This is a genomic window from Pseudomonas serboccidentalis (genome assembly GCF_028830055.1).
Lineage (GTDB): Bacteria > Pseudomonadota > Gammaproteobacteria > Pseudomonadales > Pseudomonadaceae > Aquipseudomonas > Aquipseudomonas serboccidentalis.
Genome location: NZ_CP101655.1, coordinates 2733266 through 2753508, shown reverse-complemented (window position 1 = coordinate 2753508; position 20243 = coordinate 2733266). Strand labels below are relative to the sequence as shown.

Sequence of the window (20243 nt, the reverse complement as noted above, 5' to 3'; positions counted from 1 at the left end):
TACTGAGCGCCTTTTTCGGGCCCGGCGCCTGATCCCGCTTCGTGCGCTATGCGCTCACAGGAATCCCGGTGAAAAAAATCGCAGTGTTCGCCGACGTGCAGAACCTCTACTACACCGTGCGTCAGGCCTATGGTTGTCACTTCAACTACGCCGCATTGTGGGCAGACATCAGCAAGGACGGGCAGATCGTCGAGGCCTACGCCTATGCGATCGACCGTGGTGACAGCAAACAGCAGCAGTTCCAGCAGATCCTGCGCAACCTCGGCTTCACCGTGAAGCTCAAGCCCTACATCCAGCGCAGCGACGGCTCGGCCAAAGGCGACTGGGACGTGGGCATCACCCTCGACATCATGGACGCCGCCGACCACGTCGACGAAATCGTCCTGGCCTCCGGTGACGGCGACTTCGACATGCTGCTCGAACGCATCATCAGCAAGCACGGCGTACAGGCAGTGGCCTACGGCGTACCCGGCCTGACCGCCAACTCGCTGATCCGCGCCGCCAGCCGTTATGTGCCGATCGAAGGCGCACTGTTGTTGAAGAATTGAACTGTTACTGAAGAATTGATTTGTACGGAGTTGAACCCGGTTTGGAACGCATTGCAGTCATCGACTTTGAAACCACCGGCCTGTCGCCGAACAGCAGCTGTCGCGCCACGGAAATCGCCGTGGTCATGCTGGAAAACGGGCGCATCGTCGAGCGTTACCAGAGCCTGATGAACGCCGGCGTCCGCGTCCCGGCCTTTATCGAACAACTGACCGGCATCAGCAACGCCATGCTGCGCACCGCGCCATCGGCGGAGCGGGTGATGGAAGAGGTCAACGAATTCGTCGGCTGCACGCCGCTGGTCGCACACAACGCATCGTTCGACCAGAAATTCTGGGACTTCGAACTGGGGCGGATCAAGCGCACGCGATTGCAGAATTTTGCCTGCTCGCTGTTGCTGGCGCGGCGCCTGATGCCGGCGGCGCCGAATCACAAGCTCGGCACCCTGACCACGTTTGCACGCCTGCCGCACACCGGCCAGGCGCACAGGGCGATGGCGGACGCCGAGATGGCGGCCAACCTGATGGCGCATCTGGCGGATGAATTGCGCAGCAAGCATGGCGTGCGCGAGCTATCGCACGACCTGCTGTGCAAACTACAGAAAGTCCCCGCCGCCAAAGTCAGCGAACATCTGCAGCGCTACCGCTGATTCCGAACCTTCCCGGATCTCTGTAGGAGCTGCCGAAGGCCGCGATCTTTTGATCTTGCTTCTAAAAGTCAAAGTCAAAAGATCGCAGCCTTCGGCAGCTCCTACAGAGGCGTTTCGGTGGGGCTGACTATTTGCTGTTGCCTTCGATATGGCCGAGCGGCACGCGTTTCTCGATCGCGCTCGACAACACGATCGAGGTCTTGCTGAAGCCAAACTTCGCCACGCGATTGATCAACTCCTCCAGCTCCGGCATCGAGCCCACCGCGCCCTTCATCATCACGCACGGATCGCCCGTCACCCGAAAGCATTCGGTGAGTTGCGGGATTTTCACCAGTTCGTCGTAGACCTTCTGACTGCCGTTCTGGTGCAAGCGCAACTCGATCATGCACTGGATCGGCAGGCCGATTTTCGACAGATCGATATTCGCCTGATACCCGGTGATCACCCCGGATGCCTCAAGCTTGGCGACGCGCTCGGCCACCGCCGGGGCGGAGAGATTCACTTTGCGCGCCAGGTCGGCGTAGGACGCCCTGCCGTTTTCCAACAGGGCGCTGAGCAGCATGCGGTCGTATTTATCCAAGGCCAGACTCCTGAAATTGCCAGACTTTCGAAATCACGGTTTATCCCGCCGATCTCCGTTCTTTCAAAAGTGTACCGGCGCGATAAACAGGTTTTGTAGCTTATTTTTGCTCGCCGGCCTTTCTAGAATAATCCATCCGCTACCTCTGACCTTCGAGCTGCCCATGCCTGCCTTGCGCCGTTTTTCCTTGCCGTTGATCGCCGCGTTTTTCGCGCTGTACGTGATTTGGGGGTCGACCTATCTGGTGATCCGCCTCGGCGTCGAATACTGGCCGCCGCTGATGCTCGGCGGGGTGCGCTTCGTGATTGCGGGCAGCCTGATGTACGCCTTCCTGCGCTGGCGCGGGGCACCGGCGCCGACCTGGGCGCAGTGGAAAGCGGCGGGGATCATCGGGATCCTGCTGCTCAGTTTCGGTAACGGCGCGGTGAGCGTGGCCGAGCACACGGGCGTGGCGTCCGGCGTGGCGGCACTGGCAGTGGCGACGGTGCCGTTGTTTACCTTGCTCTTCGGCTATTTCTGGGGCGCGCGTAACACTCGTCTGGAATGGGCCGGGGTGGCGTTGGGGATTGTCGGTATCGCCATGCTCAACATGGGCTCCAACCTGCAGTCGAGCCCCTTGGGCGCGGCGCTGCTGATTTTCGCGGCGGCGACCTGGGCGTTCGGCTCGGTGTGGAGCAAACACCTGCCGCTGCCGTAAGGGGCGATGGCCAGTGCCGTGGAGATGCTGGTGGGCGGCGTGGTCCTGCTGATCGGCAGCGCGGTGAGCGGCGAACACCTGCAAGCCTTGCCGCCGGTGGAAGGCTGGCTAGCCCTGGGCTATCTGATCTTCTTCGGCTCGATCATCGCCTTTAACTCCTACATGTACCTGCTTAAGCATGTGCGCCCGGCGGCGGCCACCAGCTATGCCTACGTCAACCCGGCGGTGGCGGTGTTGCTGGGGATCGTGTTTGTCGGCGAGACCATCGGCATGGAGGAAGCGCTGGCGATGCTGGTGATCATCAGCGCGGTGGTGCTGATCGGTCTGCCGCAGTGGCGGCGGCCGGCGCAGCCGCTCGTCGTGGAGGCGCCGAAGACTGCCGTTCCAGCAGAACAGCGTGTGAATTAGGGTAAACTGCGCGCCATTGCACACTCGTGTCGCACAACTGCGCTGAATTTTCCTACGGTATTCCCATGACTTTCGCCACCCTTGGCCTGATCGAACCCTTGCTGCGCTCCCTCGAGACGCTCGGCTACCAGACTCCAACGCCGGTCCAGGCGCAAGCCATTCCGGCCGTTCTGGCCGGTCGCGACCTGATGGCTGCGGCCCAGACCGGCACCGGCAAGACCGCCGGTTTCGCCTTGCCGCTGCTGCAGTTGCTGGCCATGGAAGGGCCGAAAGTCACCGCCAACTCGGTGCGCGCACTGATTCTGGTGCCGACCCGCGAACTGGCCGAGCAGGTTCACGAATCCGTGCGCCAGTACGCTGAAAACCTGCCGCTGCGCACCTACGCGGTATACGGCGGCGTCAGCATCAACCCGCAGATGATGAAGCTGCGCAGCGGCGTCGATCTGCTGGTGGCGACCCCGGGCCGCCTGCTCGATCTGTTTCGCCAGAACGCGCTGAAATTCAATCAGCTGCAAACCCTGGTGTTGGACGAAGCCGACCGCATGCTCGACCTGGGTTTCTCCGAAGAACTGGCGAACATTTACCGCATGCTGCCGAAGAAGCGCCAGACGTTGCTGTTCTCCGCGACCTTCTCCGATGACATCCGTCTGCTGGCCGGGCAGATGCTCAACGATCCGCTGAGCATTGAAGTCAGCCCGCGCAACGTGGCGGCCAACACCGTCAAGCAGTGGGTGGTGACGGTGGACAAGAAGCGCAAGCCGGAACTGTTCGTGCACCTGATGCGCAAGAACAAGTGGAAGCAGGTGCTGGTGTTCGCCAAGACCCGTAACGGCGTCGACGCGCTGGTGGAAAAACTCCAGGGCCTCGGTGTCAACGCCGACGGCATCCATGGCGACAAACCGCAGGCGACCCGTCAGCGTGCACTGGATCGTTTCAAACTCAGTGAAGTGCAGATTCTGGTGGCCACCGACGTGGCGGCTCGTGGTCTGGATATCGAAGACCTGCCGCTGGTGGTCAACTTCGACCTGCCGATCGTCGCCGAGGACTACATCCACCGCATCGGTCGTACCGGCCGTGCGGGCTCGACCGGCGAGGCGATTTCGCTGGTGTGTGCCGACGAAGTGAATCTGCTGTCGGCGATCGAGATGCTCACGCGTCAGACCTTGAAGCGCCAGAACGAACCGGACTTCGAACCTGAACACCGCGTGCCGGATACCGATGCCAGCGGTCAGGTGATCAAGAAGCCGAAGAAACCGAAAAAGCCAAAGACCTCCGGCGGCGGTGGCGGCAAGCGCAATCTCGGCAAGTGGGTCGACAGTGGCGATACCCAGGCGCCGGAGCCTTCGATCAAGCCTGTGCGTAAGGTGCCGGTGTTCAATACTGGGCCGCGTAAGCGTAAGCCTTGATTTGATGCGGCGTCGCTAAGGACACCTTCGCTCGCACATTGGGAACGCGTTCCCCCCTGTAGGAGCTGCGGCACGCTGCGATCTCTTGATCTTGTTTTTACCGATCAAAAGATCGCAGCCTCGTTTCACTCGTCAGCTCCTACAGGGTTTTGCGCTGCAACCACTCCAGCATCCCCAACCCCGCAGCCCGCCCGCTGGCAAAGCATCCGGTCAGCAAATACCCGCCCGTCGGCGCTTCCCAATCGAGCATCTCCCCCGCGCAGAACACCCCCGGCAACGCCTTGAGCATCAGACGCTCATCCATCGCCTTGAACGTCACACCACCGGCGCTGCTGATCGCTTCGTCCAGCGGTCGGGTTTTCACCAGGGTCAACGGCAAAGCCTTGATCGCCCGGGCCAACAGCGCGGGATCGGCAAAGGTTGCGGCGTCGCTCAGTTCGCGCAACAACGCCGCTTTCACCCCGTCGATCCCGACCTGACTGTGCAGATGCTTGGCCATCGAGCGTGAACCTCGCGGCTTGCTCAACGCTGCCTGTAATTTATCCACAGGCCGGCCGGGCAGCAGATCGATGTGCACCGTGGCTGAGCCATGCGCGTTGATCGCTTCGCGAATCGGCGCCGACAGCGCGTAGATCAGGCTGCCTTCGACACCTGTTGCGGTGATCACGCATTCGCCCAAGCGCGGGATATCGTCGTTCAAACCGATGGCGACGTTTTTCAGCGGTGCGCCGGCGAATTTGCTGACAAGGAACTCGCTCCAGGCCTGCACCTCGAAGCCGCAATTGCTCGGCTGCAACGGCGCCAGTCCTACGCCTTTTTGCTCCAGTGGCAGCATCCACGCGCCGTCCGAACCCAGGCGCGACCAACTGCCGCCGCCAAGGGCGAGCAGGGTGGCATCGGGTTTGACGGTTATTTCGCCCTCCGGGCTGGCGATGCGCAGTGCGCCGTGTTCATCCCAACCGAGCCAGCGATGCCGGGTGTGGATAACCACGCCGCTGTCGCGCAGGCGCTTGAGCCAGGCGCGTAGCAACGGCGCGGCCTTCATGTCGGTGGGGAACACCCGGCCGGAACTGCCGATGAAGGTTTCGATGCCCAGTTCATGAATCCAGCGGCACAACGCATCGGCGTCGAAGGCGCGCAGCAACGGCGCGATCTGCGGCGCGCGTTCGGCGTAGCGCGCGAGGAACGCCGGATAGGCTTCGGAATGGGTGATGTTCATGCCGCCGACCCCGGCCAGCAGGAACTTGCGCCCCACCGAAGGCATGCCGTCGTACAGATCGACGCGCACGCCGGCCTGGCTCAGCACTTCGGCGGCCATCAGGCCGGCGGGGCCACCGCCGATGATGGCGACGTGAGCGGGGAGGGGGGCGGAAGTCTGGGTCATGGCGTGCGCTGCGGTATGGCGGGATAAGGCGCGCATTCTAACAGCCGGGATCCGTGTAGGAGCTGCCGCAGGCTGCGATCTTTTGATCTTGAACCTTACAAAACAAGATCAAGAGATCGCAGCCTGCGGCAGCTCCTACAAGGGTATCGAAGGTGAATTCCAGGAACTGGTTGAAAATTGATCAGTGCATTGCAGGCCATATCCAGTGTGGCCTGTAGTCCCTTTCGCTCAGGTTATCCACAGGCCGTTCCACAGCCATTGTGGGTAACGCAGCACAGCTTAATGACAACCGTGTGACGTCCAGACCCGTTGCGCGCTGTGATGCAGGATGCCGTGGCGGCGGGCGAGGGCGTGGCGATCCTTGCTGTAGCCGCCACCGATGACGCCGACCACCGGGATATCGCGACCCAGGCAATGGCGCATCACGCTTTCATCGCGGGCGGCGACGCCGGCGTCTGTCAGCTGCAGATAACCGAGGGCGTCGTCCTTGTGCACATCGACCCCGGCGTCGTACAGCACCAGGTCCGGTTGATACAGCGGCAGCAGGTAGTTGAGCGTGTCATCGACCACCTTCAAATAGTCGGCGTCGCCCATGCCTTTGGGCAGTGGGATGTCCCAGTCGCTTTCGGCCTTGCGTGCAGGAAAATTCTTTTCGCAGTGCAGGGAAACGGTGATTGCCTCCGGGGTGTCGTGGAGAATTCGCGCGGTGCCATCGCCCTGATGCACGTCGCAATCGAAGATCAGCACCCGGTTCACCCGACCGCTTTGCAGCAGGTAATGGCTGATGATCGCCAGGTCATTGAAAATGCAGAACCCGGCCGGGTAATCGTAGTGGGCATGATGCGTGCCGCCGGCCAGGTGACAGGCGAGGCCGTGTTCCAAGGCTTTTTCTGCCGCCAGAATCGAACCGCCCACGGCCCGCACGGTGCGTCGGGCCAGCGCTTCGTTCCACGGCAGACCGAGACGCCGCTGGTCTTCGCGGGACAACTCGCCGCTCATGTAGCGTTCGATATAGCGACGGTCATGGGCCAGGGCGAGGATGTCGTTGGGACAGATCTGCGGACGCAGCAGGTCGGCGTCGCGGGTCAGGCCGCTGTCGATCAGGTGATCGCGAAGCAAGCGGAACTTGTCCATCGGAAAGCGGTGATCCGCCGGAAACTCGGGGCTGTAGTCTTCGTGGTAGATCAGCGGCAGTGGCATGGTGATTTCTTATCAGAACGTGGGATCAGGAACGCAGGAAAGCGTGAAGGATCCTACCAGCGATGTAGACTTGCGGCATGGAAACGGAGGGGCACGATGGAGCCGATAAACGAACTCGAAAGCGCACGCCTGTTGATGCGCCAGTGGCGCGACGAGGATTTGCCGGCATTTGCAGCGATGTGCGCCGATCCGCAGGTGATGCGCTATTTTCCGACGCCGATGAGTCGTCTGGAAAGTGCGTCGATGATCGGCCGGGTGCGCGGGCATTTTGCCGAGCACGGTTTCGGTCTATGGGCGCTGGAGCGCAAGGACAGCGGCGAGTTCATCGGTTTTACCGGCCTCGGTGTGGTCGGTTTCGATGCGCCATTCACTCCGGCGGTGGAAATCGGCTGGCGTCTGGCCCGCGAGCATTGGGGCCTGGGCTACGCCAGTGAGGCGGCCTGGACCGCATTGCGTGCGGGCTTCGATCGGCTGGCACTGAAGGAGATCGTGTCCTTCACCGCACAAAGCAATCTGCCGTCGGAGAAAGTCATGCAGGCGATTGGCATGCATCACGATCCGGCCGATGATTTCGATCACCCCAAACTTGCCGTCGATCACCCGTTGCGTCGGCATCTGTTGTACCGCATCACCCGGGAGCAATGGCTACAGACCTTGCATGGCTAAGCCGACACGGACGTTTACAATGGCGCGACAGTGGCTCGCGCAGAACCTGAATGGGCCGCCGCAGCCAAGACTGCGCGGCATAGCGTTGTGTGAGGAGAGTCTGAATGAGCCAAGTGTTGGAAGATCTGGTCGACCTGCTGACCCTGGAACCGATCGAGGAAAACCTGTTCCGTGGCCGCAGTCAGGACTTGGGTTTCCGTCAGTTGTTCGGTGGTCAAGTGCTCGGCCAGTCGCTGTCGGCGGCCAGTCAGACGGTTGAAGAGGCGCGCCATGTGCATTCGATGCACGGCTACTTTCTGCGCCCGGGCGATGCCAAGTTGCCGGTGGTGTACTCGGTTGATCGTGTGCGTGATGGCGGCAGTTTCAGCACCCGGCGGGTGACGGCGATCCAGAAGGGGCACCCGATCTTTACCTGCAGTGCGTCGTTTCAGTACGACGAAGAAGGCTTCGAGCACCAGAGCCAGATGCCGGTGGTGGTCGGTCCGGAAAACCTGCCGTCGGAGCTGGAACTGACCCAGCAACGCGCGCACCTGATCCCCGAGCTCATGCGCGAAAAACTGCTGTGCCCGAAACCGATCGAAGTGCGCCCGGTCACCGAAAAAGACCCGTACAACCCGCAGCCAGCCGATCCGGTGAAATACGTGTGGTTCCGCGCCGACGGTGCGCTGGCCGACATTCCGGCATTGCACAAATACCTGCTGGCCTACGCCTCGGACTTCGGGCTGCTGACCACCTCGATGCTGCCCCACGGCAAGTCGGTCTGGCAGAAAGACATGCAGGTCGCCAGCCTCGATCACGCGCTGTGGTTCCACAACGATCTGCGCGCCGATGACTGGCTGCTCTACGCGATGGACAGCCCGTGGGCCGGCAATTCCCGTGGTTTCTCCCGTGGCAGCGTGTACAACCGCGCCGGGCAGTTGGTGGCGTCGGTGACCCAGGAAGGCTTGATTCGTCACCGCAAGGACTGGGCATGAGCCTGAGCGATGTGAAGCACTGGGTGTTCGACATGGACGGCACCCTGACGGTCGCGGTGCACGATTTTGCCGCAATCCGCGTGGCGCTGGCGATTCCGCCCGAGGACGACATTCTCACCCATCTCGCGGCGTTGCCCGCCGATGAGGCGGCGGCTAAACATGCGTGGCTGCTGGAGCATGAGCGTGATCTGGCGCTGGGTTCAAAACCGGCTGCCGGAGCGGTGGAGCTGGTGCGCGACCTGCACGGGCGTGGTTATCGCCTTGGCATCCTGACGCGCAACGCGCGGGAACTGGCGCATGTGACGCTCGAAGCGATTGGCCTGGCTGACTGCTTCGCCGTGGAAGATGTGTTGGGCCGCGACGAAGCCCCGCCCAAGCCGCATCCCGGAGGTTTGCTGAAACTGGCCGAGGCCTGGAAGGTGCCGGCCAGCGAGATGGTGATGGTCGGTGATTACCGCTTCGACCTGGATTGCGGGCGGGCGGCCGGGGCGCGGACGGTGCTGGTGAATTTGCCGGATAACCCGTGGCCGGAGCTGACGGATTGGCATGCGCAGGATTGTGTGGTGTTGCGGCAGATGCTTTCGGCCTGAGAATCTACTTTGTCTGACCGGGCCTCTTCGCGAGCAAGCTCGCTCCCACATTGGGAATACAATTCCCCTGTGGGAGCGAGCTTGCTCGCGAAGAGGGCATCAACTCCACCAAACAGCTTACTGCTCAAACAACGCTTTTTGCCCTTCGGGCGACGTCAGCATTCCATCGCCGTTATGCCCCACCCCGGGCACTTCAACCAGCCGCTGATTCACCCCTTCCGGATGGCGGCGCAGCAGGTAGCCGAAAAACAGTTTGCCGCGTTCCAGGCGATAAGCGCCCTGGGCTTCGGCGGCGCAGCTCTTGTCCAGCGCCGGATGCTGCGGGTCGATGTCCTGTTGGCCGAGCAGATAAATCACCTCACGCTTGATGTAACTGCTTTCAAGCTGCAACGGCGTTTGCCCACCGGCGTACACCGGCATGTCGGTCAGACCGTACTTCCAGCGGTTGAAGCCCGGGCAGTGTGCGTGATCGAACGCCACCGGCCGCTGTTCATTGAAATATGCGTACGACGACGGGTTGGCCACCACATACCGCAGGCGAATGCCGTTGGCCTTCAGCGCCGGCTGATCCTTGGCGAGCAGGGCATAGCGCTGCACCACCTGACCGCCACCGGAATGGCCGAAAATCACGATCTGCTTTACGTCCGGAAACTGCTTGCGATCGCTGATCCGGGCGACGATTTCGTCCAGTGCGGCGTAGGAACTCAGCGGGTTCGGGCCTGTGGATAACCCGCCACCCATCCACTCGTTGCCTTTCCAGCGCAGCAATGTGTTCGGCAGGGAATACAGGGCGACGTCACTTTCGTTGAGAAACTGCGGGGCGATCACCAGCGTGTGCGCGGTTTGCCCGGCCAGTGCTGCGGCGCTTTCGGCGCTTTTGCGGTAGGTCTCGGCGTTGCGCAGACGACCGTGAATGACGATCAGCACCCGTTCGATTTTCTCCGGCGCCGGGCCGATGCCGACGGCCATCTCCCCGGCCTTCAATTGCAGGCGCCCGGGACTGATCGCATCGACACCGGCGGCCTGGGCACTGCCGCCGATGATCAGTAAAGCCAAAAGCCATTTGCGCATTTACAGGTTTTTCGCGGCAAAGGTATCGCACTGGCCGACCTGGCCCTGGGCGAATCCGGTTTTGAACCAGCGCACTCGTTGCGCCGACGTACCATGGGTGAACGAGTCCGGCACCACACGGCCCTGACCCTGTTGTTGCAGGCGATCATCACCGATGGCGTTGGCCGCGTTCAAGGCCTCTTCGATGTCACCGGGTTCCAGCCAGTTCAGGCGCTTTTGCGCATGGTAGGCCCAGACACCGGCCAGGCAGTCGGCCTGCAATTCCTGACGCACCAGCAAACCGCCGTCGCCCTGCATCTGCCGACCCTGCTGACGCGCGGCCTGAATTTTTGCCGAGACGCCGAGCAGCGTCTGCACATGGTGGCCGACTTCGTGCGCAATCACATAGGCCTGGGCGAAGTCGCCGGCAGCCTTGAAGCGCTGGGCCATTTCCTGGAAGAACGCCATGTCCAGATAGACTTTCTGATCCGCCGGGCAATAGAACGGGCCGGTGGCCGAGGTGGCGAGACCGCAGGCGGAATTCACCCGGTTGCTGAACAGCACCAAGGTCGGGTCCTTATATTGGCGCCCGGCCTGCTGGAAGATCGCGCCCCAGGTGTCTTCGGTATCGCCCAGGATCGAACGGACGAATTCGGCTTGTTGGTCATTGGCCGGAGGCGCCTGACGGGTTTGCGTAGTGGCCGGGGCTGATTGCTCGGTCATCTGCCCGGTGAGCTGGCCGAGGATCTGCAATGGATCCTGTCCGGTGATCCAGCCGATACCCACGATCAGCAGGATCGCCCCAAGGCTCAGGCCCTTGCCGCCACCGAAACGCATGCCGCCGCCACCGCTGTCGCCCTCATCACCCCGGGCGTCGACAACGTTGTCACTGCGTCGGCCTTTTTTCCATAGCATGTGGGAATCCTCTATCTGTACGTGGTGATGAGTGTTGCTGGTGTGTGAGTGTGGCGCCAGTCCGGTCGTCCGTCCATTGGCGTACACGCAAGCAGGCCCGGCCTCGGGTCACGAGGGCGGGCCTGTTATTGACGAGCATGTGCGCGACTAATTCAATCGATTGGCGGATTTCTCTTGCCGCTCTGTGCAGGGGGCAAGAAAGTGGGCGGTTATCGGATTGCAGTTCCAGATTTGGTGTGCTTTGCCTGTATTTTAGAATTCGCCACTTTTTTCTGGGATTTCAACATGGCCGGCAGTCAAATCGAACGGGTTTTCAGTGTGCTGGAAAGCCTCACCAGTGATCCGCGCGGGGTGCCGTTGCAGGCGCTGGCCGAGCAGATCGACATCCCGAAAAGTGCCACTCACCGCTTGCTCGCGGAGCTGGTTCGGCTGGGCTACGTGCGGCAGAACCCGGAAACCCTGCGCTATCACTTGTCGACCAAATTGGTCGCGATGAGCTTTCGTTATCTGTCGAGCAGTGGTGCCGACATCGTGCAACCGGTGCTTGATCGACTGGCCCGGGAAACCGGCGAGCTGGTGCGGCTGGGGGTTATCGACGGTGAGCGCCAGACCTGGATCGCCAAGGCTCAGGGGGCGCGCACCGGTCTGCGCTACGACCCTGACATGGGCCGCGATGCGCCGCTGTTTTACACCGCGTCGGGCCACGCCTGGCTCGCCAGCATGACCGATGCCGAAGCGTTGTCGCGAGTCGAGCGCCAGGGCGCCGTGGTGCCGGCGGATATCGGGCCGAATGCGCCGCGCTCCAATAGTGAATTGCTTGAGCGCTTGCGGCTCGCGCGCGAGCAGGGGTATGCCTGCGTCGAAGAAAGTTCGGCGCTGGGCACGTCGGCGATTGCCGCGGTGGTGCGGCATCCCGCTGACGGCCGGGTGATTGGCGTGTTGAGCATCGCCGGGCCGACTGCGCGGATGCCGGGGGCGCGGTTGCATGAGTTGGCGCCGTTATTGCTGACGTTCACCGAAGAGCTGTCGGCGGCGAGTCTGGCTTCGGAGTTGTTTGCCTGAATCGCCATCCCTGTCGATTGCGTGTGGAAGATTCAGGGAAACCGGGCGGTGTTCGCCCACTTTTCCGCTTCAGGGTTGTAGGAATCTGGAACGCAGTTCTAAATTATCCGTAGCCGCCGTTGATTCACCCATCAGAGATAGCCCATGACCGTCAGCACCCCGCTCTCCGGTGTCAACCAACCCTTCAAGGGGATCTTGCTGATTGTCGTGGCGACCTTCCTGTTCTCCAGCCACGACGCCCTGTCGAAATACCTCTCGGGCTTCTACCCGATCATCATGGTGGTGTGGGCCCGTTATCTGGTGCACACCTTGCTGATGGCGGGGATTTTCCTGCCGCAATCGGGGCTGCGCGTGCTGCGCACCAAACGGCCGTTATGGCAGTTGGCGCGAGCACTGTGCCTGCTCGGCACCAGTCTGTTTTTCACCACCGCGCTGCTGTACATCCCGCTGGCCGAGGCCACGGCGGTCAACTTTCTTGCGCCGGTGCTGGTGACGGCGTTGTCGGTGCCGTTGCTCAAGGAAAGGGTGACGCGCGGGCAATGGATTGCGGTGATCTGCGGATTCATCGGCGTGCTGATCATCGTCCACCCGGGAGGTGAATTGTTCACCCCGGCGGTGCTGCTGCCGTTCTGCTCGGCGTTGTTCTTCTGCTTCTATCAACTGCTCACGCGCAAGCTCAGCGAGGTCGATAGCCCGACCACCAGCAACTTCTTCGCCGGTCTGTGCAACACGCTGGTGATGAGTGCGCTGGTGCCGTTCTTCTGGCAAGTGCCGACATTGACGCATGCTGCATTGATGCTGGCGCTGGGCAGTTGCGGGATGACTGCGCACCTGTTTCTGACCCAGGCGTTCCGCCATGCGGCACCGGCCTTGCTGGCGCCGTTTGGTTACTGCCAGATCGTGTTTGCGGGATTGTTGGGGTGGGTGGTGTTCAATCACACGCCGAGCCTTTTGACGGTGATCGGTATCGCGGTGATCTGTTGCAGTGGACTGGCGGCAGCGTGGCAACAGAGCAGAAAACATCAACCCGTGTAGGAGCTGACGAGTGAAACGAGGCTGCGATCTTTTGATCTTCAAAATCAAGATCAAAAGATCGCAGCGTGCCGCAGCTCCTACAAGGGAGTGGTATAGGCAGGTTACTCGGTGAGGTCAGGAATCTTGCGCGGAGCCATGAAGTACATCCAGGTCAGCGCAATGAAGTACATCGCCGGAATCAGCGTGAACAGCACCGTGTAGTTGTTGTTGGTGACGGTCAGGATGTGGCCGACGATCTGGGTCATGAACATCCCGCCGATCGCTGCGCACATGCCGCCGAAACCGAACACCGTGCTCATCATGTGCTTGGGGGTGTAGTCCATCACCAGGCTCCAGATGTTCGCGGTCCAGGCCTGATGCGCGCCAATCGCCAGGGAGATGGCAGCCACCGCGACCCACAGATTGGCCGAGCCGGCCGCCATGATCACGCCGATGATGCAGCAGGCGAACAGGAACATCGACAGCAGCCGCGCCTTGATCGAGTTCATCCCGCGACCGATGAGGAATGAAGACAGAATGCCGCCGCCGACACTGCCGAAGTCGGCCGTCACGTAGATGATGATCAGCGGGATGCCCATCTGGGTCACGTTGATGCCCAGGTTGTATTGCTGATTGAGAAACGGCGGCAGCCAGTACAGGTAGAACCAGAACACCGGCGCCGTCAGCGAATAGGCGAGGGCGAAGGCCCAGGTGCCACGCATGCGCAGGATGCGCGAGAACGGGACACGGGCCTGTTCCGGTTCGACTTCCTGTTGAATGTACTCAAGCTCGGACTGTTTAACGCTCGGGTGGTCTTCCGGGTTGAAGTACTTCAAGCCCCAGAACAGCAGCCAGATCCCGCCCAGCGCCGACATGCACAGGAACGCGGCCTGCCAGCCCCACACGTGGAGGATCAGCGGCAGCAGCATCGGCGTGAACATTGCGCCGACGTTGGTCCCGGCGTTGAAGATGCCGGTAGCCACTGCACGTTCACCGGCCGGGAACCACAGGCGTGTGGTTTTCACGCAGGCCGGGTAGTTGGCCGCTTCGGTCAGGCCGAGGATGAAGCGGCAGACCATGAAGCCGACGGCCGACGTTGCCAGGCCATGGGCGCCGGTGGCCAGGCTCCAGAGCAGCACCGCGCAGAAGAACACGCGCTTCACGCCGACCCGGTCGATCAGGCGTCCCTGCAGGACGAAGCCGATGGCGTAGCCGACTTGAAACCAGAAGTTGATGTTGGCGTAATCCATCGCCGTCCAGCTCATTTCCTTGGCGAGGATGGGCTGCATGACGCCGAGGGCGGCGCGGTCGATGTAGTTCAGGGTCGTGGCGAAAAACACCAGCGCCAGCATGCCCCAACGGGTCTTGCCGACGGCCATGGCGCCGCGGATCTTGTCGCCGATGCCACCCGTGGCAGTGCTCATGGCCGGAGCCATGCGGGAAGTCTGTGAAGGAATCATTGTTCCACCCGTTTTTGAATTTGTTATGTGGTGTTGTTTGCAAGGCACTGCGACCGAAGGTTCACTTGCGGACTCAATGTGGCGTCGATGGTGGGCAGTGGACGAAAAATCGTCAATTCGTCGAATCGCCATTGTGTTCGATAATCGCACGCAAAACTAACCGGGTAGTACACTTTAAATTGCTGTGCGCAGTCATGCAGCCAATAATTTCCCTCACTATAAAAACCATCCTCTGTAGGAGCTGCCGAAGGCTGCGATCTTTTGATCTTGATTTGAAAAGCAACATCAAAAGATCGCAGCCTTCGGCAGCTCCTACATTAAAGCGGCGCAGTCCGGGAGTAGAAGCATGCAGCGTTCCATTGCCACCGTTTCCCTGAGCGGCACCCTGCCGGAAAAGCTCGAAGCCATCGCCGCCGCCGGGTTCGACGGTGTCGAGATCTTTGAAAACGATCTCCTGTATTACGACGGCAGCCCGCGGGAAATCCGGCAGATGTGCGCTGATCTGGGCATCGCGATCACTTTGTTCCAGCCGTTTCGCGACTTCGAAGGCTGCCGGCGTGATCGTCTGGCGCGCAATCTGGAGCGGGCCGAGCGCAAGTTCGACCTGATGCAGGAACTGGGCACCGACCTGGTGCTGGTGTGCAGCAACGCCTCGGCGGACAGCGTCGGCGACCGGCAGATTCTGGTCGATGACCTGCGCCTGCTGGCTGAGCACGCGGGCGCTCGCGGGCTGCGCATCGGCTATGAAGCGCTGGCCTGGGGTCGGTACGTCAATACGTATCAGCAGGTCTGGGACATCGTGCGCCAGACCGATCACCCGGCGCTCGGCGTGCTGCTCGACAGTTTTCACACCTTGTCGCTCAAGGGCGATCCGGCCGCTATCGCCGACATTCCCGGCGACAAGATCTTCTTCGTGCAAATGGCCGACGCGCCGATCCTCGCCATGGATGTGCTGGAGTGGAGCCGGCATTTCCGCTGCTTCCCGGGACAAGGCGAATTCGATCTGCCGGGGTTCCTCGCGCCGATCATCCAGAGCGGTTACACCGGGCCGTTGTCGCTGGAAATCTTCAACGATGGCTTCCGCGCCGCGCCACCTCGGGCCAACGCTGCTGATGGTTTGCGCTCGCTGCTGTATCTGGAAGAGAAGACCCGTCAGCGTCTGGAACAACAAGCCACCCCGGTGGCTAACCGCGAAATCCTGTTCGAAACACCGAAGGCCAGCGAGTACAACGGCATCGAGTTTCTTGAGTTCGCGGTGGACGAAGCACTCGGCGCCAAACTGACAAACTGGCTGGAGCGCCTGGGCTTCGTCAAGGCCGGGCAGCACCGCTCCAAGAGCGTGAGCCTGTTGCGTCAGGGCGATATCAACCTGATCCTCAACGCCGAACCCTATTCGTTCGGCCACAGCTTTTTCGAGGCCCATGGCCCGTCGCTGTGCGCCACCGCCGTGCGAGTCAAGGACAGCGCCAGTGCCCTGGCCCGCGCCGTCGCCTACAAGGGCCAGCCTTATCGCGGACTGGTCGGCCCCAATGAACTGGAACTGGCCGCCGTGCGCGCGCCGGACGGCAGCCTGATTTATCTGGTGGATGAAGCGGCGGATGTCTATGGCACCGACTTCAACCTGCTGCCGAACGCTCAGGCCCGTGGCGGCCTCAAGCGCATCGACCACATGGCCATGGCGTTGCCGGCCGACAGCCTCGACAGTTGGGTGCTGTTCTACAAGAGCCTGCTGGATTTCGAGGCCGACGATGAAGTGGTGCTGCCTGACCCTTACGGTCTGGTGAAGAGCAGGGCGCTGCGCAGCCGCGACAGTTCGATCCGCTTGCCGCTGAACATCTCCGAAAACCGCAACACTGCGATCTCCCATGCGCTGTCGAGCTATCGCGGTTCCGGTGTGCATCACATCGCCTTCGATTGTGACGACATCTTCGCCGAAGTCAGCCGCGCCAAAGAGGCGGGGGTGCCGCTGCTGGATATCCCGCTCAACTATTACGACGACCTTGCTGCGCGCTTCGATTTCGATGACGAATTTCTCAGCGAGCTGGCCTATTACAACGTGCTTTACGACCGTGATGCCCAGGGCGGCGAGCTGTTTCATGTGTACACCGAACCGTTCGAGGGACGCTTCTTCTTCGAGATCATCCAGCGTAAAAACGGATACGCCGGTTACGGTGCGGCGAACGTCGCGGTGCGTCTGGCGGCGATGGCCAAATCGCGCAGCGGCGCGGTGCGCCAGGCGAAGTTGTAGGAAATTCGTAAGCGCGAGATTAAACACGGGCCGCGCGGCTTCCTTCACTGTGCAGCGCGGCCCATAATCGCCAACCTGTGCAGTGATGGCCGTGAGCCCGCAATGACAATGACATCAGAACTCCCCGCCGCTCCCGTCGTATCAGGCATCGAGCCGCGCAAGAGTCGCAAGAACAACCCGGAAAAGACCCGCGAGAACATCCTGCAGGAGGCGATCGTCGAGTTCGTCCAGCAGGGCTTGTCCGGCGCCCGCGTCGACGCGATCGCCGAGCGCATCCACACCTCCAAACGCATGATCTATTACTACTTCGGCAGTAAGGAGCAGTTGTACGTCGAGGTGCTGGAGAAGCTTTACGGCGACATCCGCAGCACCGAAAACCGCCTGCACCTGGCCGAGTTGCCGCCGGTGTTGGCGATCCGTCGGTTGGTGGAGTTCACCTTCGATCACCATGACCGCAACGTCGATTTCGTGCGCATCGTCTGCATCGAAAACATCCACAACGCCGAGTTCGTGAAGCGTTCCGATGCGATCAAGGCGATGAACAACACCATCCTCGATTCGCTGGGCGAGATTTTGCGCCGTGGCGCCGAGGAAGGCGTGTTCCGCGCCGGGCTCGATGCGCTGGACGTGCACTTGCTGATCAGCTCGTTCTGCTTCTATCGCGTCTCGAACCGCCACACGTTCGGTGAGATTTTTCAGATCGACCTGCCGGACGAAGCCATCAAGCAGCGCCATCGCGAGATGATCTGCGAGTCGGTATTGCGCTACTTGCAGCCGTGACAAGCAAAAGATCGCAGCCTTCGGCAGCTCCTACAGGGCTTTGTGTAGGAGCTGCCGAAGGCTGCGATCTTGTGATCTTTAAACGTTCATGCTTTGGAAATGCGCGAGCATTCGCTGCGCATCCGGCTCCACACCGCTGAACAGTTCAAACGCCTTCACCGCCTGAAACACCGCCATGTTGCCGCCATCCAGTGTGCGGCAACCGAGGGCGCGGGCGTTGCGCAGCAGTTCGGTTTCCAGCGGGAAATACACGATCTCCGCGACCCACAATGCCTTGCGCAGCAGCTCGACCGGCACTGGCGTACCCGGGAGTTTGGCCATGCCCATCGGCGTGGTGTTCACCAGGCCATCAGCCTGATTCAATGTGCCCGGCAGATCGCGCCCGGCGATGGCGCGACCGGCGCCGAAATGCTGGTTGAGGTTGTTCGCCAGACTCTCGGCGCGCTCACGGTCGACGTCGAAAATGCTCAGTTGTCGGACACCTTCACTCAGCAGCGCGTGAGCCACTGCCGCCCCGGCGCCGCCAGCCCCCATCTGCACCACTCGCTCACGGACGACGTCGTGCAAGCCGCGACGAAACCCTTCGGCAAAGCCCAGGCAATCGGTGTTGTGGCCGATGCGTTTGCCGTCCTTGAGCACCACGGTATTGACCGCGCCGATGCCCCGGGCTTCCGCCGACAGCTCGTCGAGCAGCGGGATGATCGCCTGTTTGCACGGGAAGGTGATGTTCAGGCCGGTGTAGTGCATGCGCTCGGCGGCCTGCAGCAAGTCGGGCAGGGCGTTGCTGTCGAGTTGCAACTGATCGAGGTCGATCAGGCGATACAGATAGCGCAGGCCCTGGGCGTCGCCCTCGTGTTCATGCAGCGACGGCGTGCGCGAAGCCTGGATGCCGGCGCCGATCAGTCCGGCCAGTATTGCCGGTTTACGGCTCATGCTGCACGCCCCTTCAGTCGTTGGCTGAAATGTTCCAGAGCCAGGCGGTAGCCATGGCTGCCGAAGCCGCACATCACCGCCGTTGCGATGGCCGAGACGAACGAATGATGGCGGAACGGCTCGCGCGCATGGACGTTGGACAGGTGCACTTCGATCACCGGCAACTCACTGGCGACCAAGGCGTCACGGATCGCCACCGAGGTGTGCGTCCAGGCGGCCGGGTTGATCACGATCCCGGCGCAGCGTCCGCGTGCGGCATGAATCCAGTCGAGCAATTCGCCTTCGTGATTGGTCTGGCGAAACTCCACAGCCAGGCCGAACTCTTCGGCGGCGCGGCCGCACAGGGCAGAGATATCGGCCAGGGTTTCGTGACCGTAGGTCGCCGGTTCACGGGTGCCGAGCAGGTTCAGGTTCGGGCCGTTGAGCACCAGAACGATAGGGGGCATGGGGGGCAAACTCCACTTGTTGTTTTTGGCTTGGGCCGAGGGTTTCAGCCTGTGGAGGTAAAATGTACCAGATGGTTACCATGGTCAATTGAAGCGCGTTCGCCTTGGTGCTTTTTGTTCGGTGATCGCACACAAGCCATTTGCGTGGTGAAGATTGTTCGAATTGTAACGACAGCTTTGCTTACGTTTTCCCTCGAAGATTTACCCACTTCTGACCCCCGCCGACGCTAGCCTGAGAGTGGTGAGAACCAGCGCGTGCTGTGCAGCGCCGATCGTCGGATTTGAAAGGATTATCGAATCCTGAAACTTATTAACCTAACGGATGGGTTAGCATGAAGGTATGCAGCTACAAGGGATTGTCGATGCGCATTATGTTGCGAGATGAACATTGCCCACCGCACGCTCATGTGAACGCGGGTGCCTGGAACGCCCGATTCCAGTTCAGCTTCTGGCACAACGACATTGATCTGTGGGATGTCGTACCGCTTTCTCGTCGACCGCCGATGTCCGTGCTGGAGGGCTTGTGTCGATCACTGGGGCAACCTGCTCATCTGCGTCGCGCACGAGGGATCTGGTGGTCGGGCGTGCAAACCGTCTGTCTCGACAATCAGGTGTGGGACTGCGAATCAAACGAAGTCCCCGTGATGAAGCCGGTCACCGACACGACCTACAGGATCGGTGCCGCGCGCTATGATCCAGAAGCAGACACAGTACTTCTGACATTGGTCGGCAAACTGGAAGGAGTTGAAATCCATTTATGAAAGTCATCAAGGCCAGGCCGTCGGTACATCGTCCACTGACGGAAGACATGCTCGATGCAGCCATACAGCGTGGCGAAGCACGACAAGCCAGCAGTTTGCACGCCGTTTCTGTGAGCTTTGAAAAACCATCTCTGGTCATCCATTTTGAAGACGGCAGCGGTGTGTTGTTACCGGTGAATCAGTATCCAGAGTTCGACGGGTTTGAGGCCGGCGATTATGAGGGCCTGACAGTCGGTTTCGCAGGCACTGCGCTTTGCCATGAAGGCAAAAACCTTGACGTTTCCATTGCCGGAATGATTTCGGCGAACCCGTCACTTATGAGGATGGCGGCCTCGGTGGTTGCTTCGCGCAACGGTCGTCAAAGCAGTGCTGCAAAGTCTGAAGCTGCACGAGCGAATGGCAAAAAGGGCGGGCGACCCCGTAAAACCGATATCGCACCGTAAGCCCCCACAAAAAAGCCGTCGATCACGACGG

At 61.2% G+C, this 20243-nt stretch carries 20 protein-coding genes and 1 pseudogene; 13 read left to right on the top strand and 8 right to left on the bottom strand.

The window, feature by feature from the left end; all coding sequences use genetic code 11:
* Nucleotides 1–68 precede the first annotated feature (68 nt).
* On the top strand, nt 69–548 hold the full coding sequence (locus tag NN484_RS12540; RefSeq protein ID WP_007949802.1) for a LabA-like NYN domain-containing protein: 480 nt from the start codon (nt 69–71) through the stop codon (nt 546–548).
* Nucleotides 549–589: 41 nt separating this feature from the next.
* On the top strand, nt 590–1195 hold the full coding sequence (locus tag NN484_RS12535; protein WP_127652428.1) for a 3'-5' exonuclease: 606 nt from the start codon (nt 590–592) through the stop codon (nt 1193–1195).
* 127 nt (nt 1196–1322) lie between these two features.
* Here the strand turns inward: NN484_RS12535 and NN484_RS12530 are convergent, their stop codons facing one another.
* Nucleotides 1323–1775: an Lrp/AsnC family transcriptional regulator gene (locus NN484_RS12530; RefSeq protein WP_274659204.1), complete on the bottom strand. Its 453-nt coding sequence runs from the start codon at nt 1773–1775 to the stop codon at nt 1323–1325.
* 163 nt (nt 1776–1938) lie between these two features.
* On the opposite strand from NN484_RS12530, the pseudogene yedA reads away from it, so the two are divergent.
* Nucleotides 1939–2880, top strand: a pseudogene (gene yedA / locus NN484_RS12525) (drug/metabolite exporter YedA).
* Between the two features lie 65 nt (nt 2881–2945).
* Nucleotides 2946–4286 carry an RNA helicase RhlE1 gene (gene rhlE1 / locus NN484_RS12520; protein WP_274659203.1) on the top strand — a complete coding sequence of 447 codons (1341 nt, stop codon included), beginning with the start codon at nt 2946–2948 and terminating at the stop codon, nt 4284–4286.
* Nucleotides 4287–4425: 139 nt separating this feature from the next.
* Here rhlE1 and NN484_RS12515 read toward each other — a convergent pair whose 3' ends face one another.
* Both NN484_RS12515 and NN484_RS12510 read right to left on the bottom strand, forming a co-directional pair.
* Nucleotides 4426–5670: a TIGR03862 family flavoprotein gene (locus NN484_RS12515; protein WP_274659202.1), complete on the bottom strand. Its 1245-nt coding sequence runs from the start codon at nt 5668–5670 to the stop codon at nt 4426–4428.
* A gap of 279 nt (nt 5671–5949) precedes the next feature.
* Nucleotides 5950–6870: a histone deacetylase family protein gene (locus NN484_RS12510; RefSeq protein ID WP_127652433.1), complete on the bottom strand. Its 921-nt coding sequence runs from the start codon at nt 6868–6870 to the stop codon at nt 5950–5952.
* A 96-nt stretch (nt 6871–6966) separates the two neighbouring features.
* Here NN484_RS12510 and NN484_RS12505 point away from each other — a divergent pair, with 96 nt between their 5' ends.
* From NN484_RS12505 to NN484_RS12495, 3 genes are all read left to right on the top strand, one after another.
* Complete coding sequence (locus tag NN484_RS12505) at nt 6967–7536, top strand: GNAT family N-acetyltransferase (RefSeq protein WP_274659201.1); 570 nt, start codon at nt 6967–6969, stop codon at nt 7534–7536.
* A gap of 104 nt (nt 7537–7640) precedes the next feature.
* Nucleotides 7641–8510, top strand: a complete 870-nt coding sequence (gene tesB, locus NN484_RS12500) for an acyl-CoA thioesterase II (RefSeq protein WP_127652435.1) — start codon at nt 7641–7643, stop codon at nt 8508–8510.
* Nucleotides 8507–9100: an HAD family hydrolase gene (locus NN484_RS12495; protein ID WP_127652436.1), complete on the top strand. Its 594-nt coding sequence runs from the start codon at nt 8507–8509 to the stop codon at nt 9098–9100. Before tesB ends, NN484_RS12495 begins: the two co-directional genes overlap by 4 nt.
* 117 nt (nt 9101–9217) lie before the next feature.
* On the opposite strand, the gene NN484_RS12490 is transcribed toward NN484_RS12495, so the two are convergent.
* Nucleotides 9218–10171, bottom strand: coding sequence for an alpha/beta hydrolase (locus NN484_RS12490; RefSeq protein WP_215502185.1), 954 nt, complete (start codon nt 10169–10171; stop codon nt 9218–9220).
* Nucleotides 10172–11065, bottom strand: a complete 894-nt coding sequence (ypfJ, locus tag NN484_RS12485; protein ID WP_127652438.1) for a KPN_02809 family neutral zinc metallopeptidase — start codon at nt 11063–11065, stop codon at nt 10172–10174. It abuts the gene before it with no gap.
* Between the two features lie 285 nt (nt 11066–11350).
* Here ypfJ and NN484_RS12480 point away from each other — a divergent pair, with 285 nt between their 5' ends.
* The gene (locus tag NN484_RS12480) at nt 11351–12127 is read left to right on the top strand and encodes an IclR family transcriptional regulator (protein ID WP_274659200.1); all 777 of its coding nucleotides are present in this window, start codon (nt 11351–11353) and stop codon (nt 12125–12127) included.
* Nucleotides 12128–12271: 144 nt separating this feature from the next.
* The gene (locus NN484_RS12475; protein ID WP_127652440.1) at nt 12272–13162 is read left to right on the top strand and encodes a DMT family transporter; all 891 of its coding nucleotides are present in this window, start codon (nt 12272–12274) and stop codon (nt 13160–13162) included.
* Between the two features lie 101 nt (nt 13163–13263).
* Here the strand turns inward: NN484_RS12475 and NN484_RS12470 are convergent, their stop codons facing one another.
* Nucleotides 13264–14601: an MFS transporter gene (locus NN484_RS12470; protein WP_127652441.1), complete on the bottom strand. Its 1338-nt coding sequence runs from the start codon at nt 14599–14601 to the stop codon at nt 13264–13266.
* Nucleotides 14602–14947: 346 nt separating this feature from the next.
* Between NN484_RS12470 and quiC the strand changes: the two genes are divergently transcribed.
* Both quiC and NN484_RS12460 read left to right on the top strand, forming a co-directional pair.
* Nucleotides 14948–16849 (top strand): 3-dehydroshikimate dehydratase QuiC, encoded by a 1902-nt coding sequence (gene quiC, locus NN484_RS12465; RefSeq protein ID WP_274659199.1) that lies wholly within the window; start codon nt 14948–14950, stop codon nt 16847–16849.
* A 102-nt stretch (nt 16850–16951) separates the two neighbouring features.
* Nucleotides 16952–17629 carry a TetR/AcrR family transcriptional regulator gene (locus tag NN484_RS12460; protein ID WP_127652443.1) on the top strand — a complete coding sequence of 226 codons (678 nt, stop codon included), beginning with the start codon at nt 16952–16954 and terminating at the stop codon, nt 17627–17629.
* A 78-nt stretch (nt 17630–17707) separates the two neighbouring features.
* On the opposite strand, the gene NN484_RS12455 is transcribed toward NN484_RS12460, so the two are convergent.
* Both NN484_RS12455 and aroQ read right to left on the bottom strand, forming a co-directional pair.
* Nucleotides 17708–18562, bottom strand: a complete 855-nt coding sequence (locus tag NN484_RS12455) for a shikimate dehydrogenase (RefSeq protein ID WP_274659198.1) — start codon at nt 18560–18562, stop codon at nt 17708–17710.
* Nucleotides 18559–19008 (bottom strand): type II 3-dehydroquinate dehydratase, encoded by a 450-nt coding sequence (gene aroQ / locus NN484_RS12450; protein WP_025108744.1) that lies wholly within the window; start codon nt 19006–19008, stop codon nt 18559–18561. Before aroQ ends, NN484_RS12455 begins: the two co-directional genes overlap by 4 nt.
* 332 nt (nt 19009–19340) lie before the next feature.
* Between aroQ and NN484_RS12445 the strand changes: the two genes are divergently transcribed.
* Nucleotides 19341–19769, top strand: coding sequence for a DUF4160 domain-containing protein (locus tag NN484_RS12445; protein WP_215502180.1), 429 nt, complete (start codon nt 19341–19343; stop codon nt 19767–19769).
* The gene (locus NN484_RS12440; protein ID WP_215502179.1) at nt 19766–20212 is read left to right on the top strand and encodes a DUF2442 domain-containing protein; all 447 of its coding nucleotides are present in this window, start codon (nt 19766–19768) and stop codon (nt 20210–20212) included. Before NN484_RS12445 ends, NN484_RS12440 begins: the two co-directional genes overlap by 4 nt.
* Nucleotides 20213–20243: the final 31 nt, after the last annotated feature.

Excerpts from the sequence above, each read along its gene's own strand:
- NN484_RS12490 (WP_215502185.1), bottom strand. The coding sequence starts at position 10,171 with ATGCGCAAATGGCTTTTGGCTTTACTGATCATCGGCGGCAGTGCCCAG.
- NN484_RS12480 (WP_274659200.1), top strand. The coding sequence starts at position 11,351 with ATGGCCGGCAGTCAAATCGAACGGGTTTTCAGTGTGCTGGAAAGCCTC.
- NN484_RS12455 (WP_274659198.1), bottom strand. The coding sequence starts at position 18,562 with ATGAGCCGTAAACCGGCAATACTGGCCGGACTGATCGGCGCCGGCATC.
- NN484_RS12505 (WP_274659201.1), top strand. The coding sequence starts at position 6,967 with ATGGAGCCGATAAACGAACTCGAAAGCGCACGCCTGTTGATGCGCCAG.
- aroQ (WP_025108744.1), bottom strand. The coding sequence starts at position 19,008 with ATGCCCCCTATCGTTCTGGTGCTCAACGGCCCGAACCTGAACCTGCTC.
- NN484_RS12515 (WP_274659202.1), bottom strand. The coding sequence starts at position 5,670 with ATGACCCAGACTTCCGCCCCCCTCCCCGCTCACGTCGCCATCATCGGC.
- quiC (WP_274659199.1), top strand. The coding sequence starts at position 14,948 with ATGCAGCGTTCCATTGCCACCGTTTCCCTGAGCGGCACCCTGCCGGAA.
- NN484_RS12475 (WP_127652440.1), top strand. The coding sequence starts at position 12,272 with ATGACCGTCAGCACCCCGCTCTCCGGTGTCAACCAACCCTTCAAGGGG.
- NN484_RS12510 (WP_127652433.1), bottom strand. The coding sequence starts at position 6,870 with ATGCCACTGCCGCTGATCTACCACGAAGACTACAGCCCCGAGTTTCCG.
- rhlE1 (WP_274659203.1), top strand. The coding sequence starts at position 2,946 with ATGACTTTCGCCACCCTTGGCCTGATCGAACCCTTGCTGCGCTCCCTC.
- NN484_RS12445 (WP_215502180.1), top strand. The coding sequence starts at position 19,341 with ATGAAGGTATGCAGCTACAAGGGATTGTCGATGCGCATTATGTTGCGA.
- ypfJ (WP_127652438.1), bottom strand. The coding sequence starts at position 11,065 with ATGCTATGGAAAAAAGGCCGACGCAGTGACAACGTTGTCGACGCCCGG.
- NN484_RS12470 (WP_127652441.1), bottom strand. The coding sequence starts at position 14,601 with ATGATTCCTTCACAGACTTCCCGCATGGCTCCGGCCATGAGCACTGCC.
- NN484_RS12460 (WP_127652443.1), top strand. The coding sequence starts at position 16,952 with ATGACAATGACATCAGAACTCCCCGCCGCTCCCGTCGTATCAGGCATC.
- NN484_RS12495 (WP_127652436.1), top strand. The coding sequence starts at position 8,507 with ATGAGCCTGAGCGATGTGAAGCACTGGGTGTTCGACATGGACGGCACC.
- NN484_RS12440 (WP_215502179.1), top strand. The coding sequence starts at position 19,766 with ATGAAAGTCATCAAGGCCAGGCCGTCGGTACATCGTCCACTGACGGAA.
- tesB (WP_127652435.1), top strand. The coding sequence starts at position 7,641 with ATGAGCCAAGTGTTGGAAGATCTGGTCGACCTGCTGACCCTGGAACCG.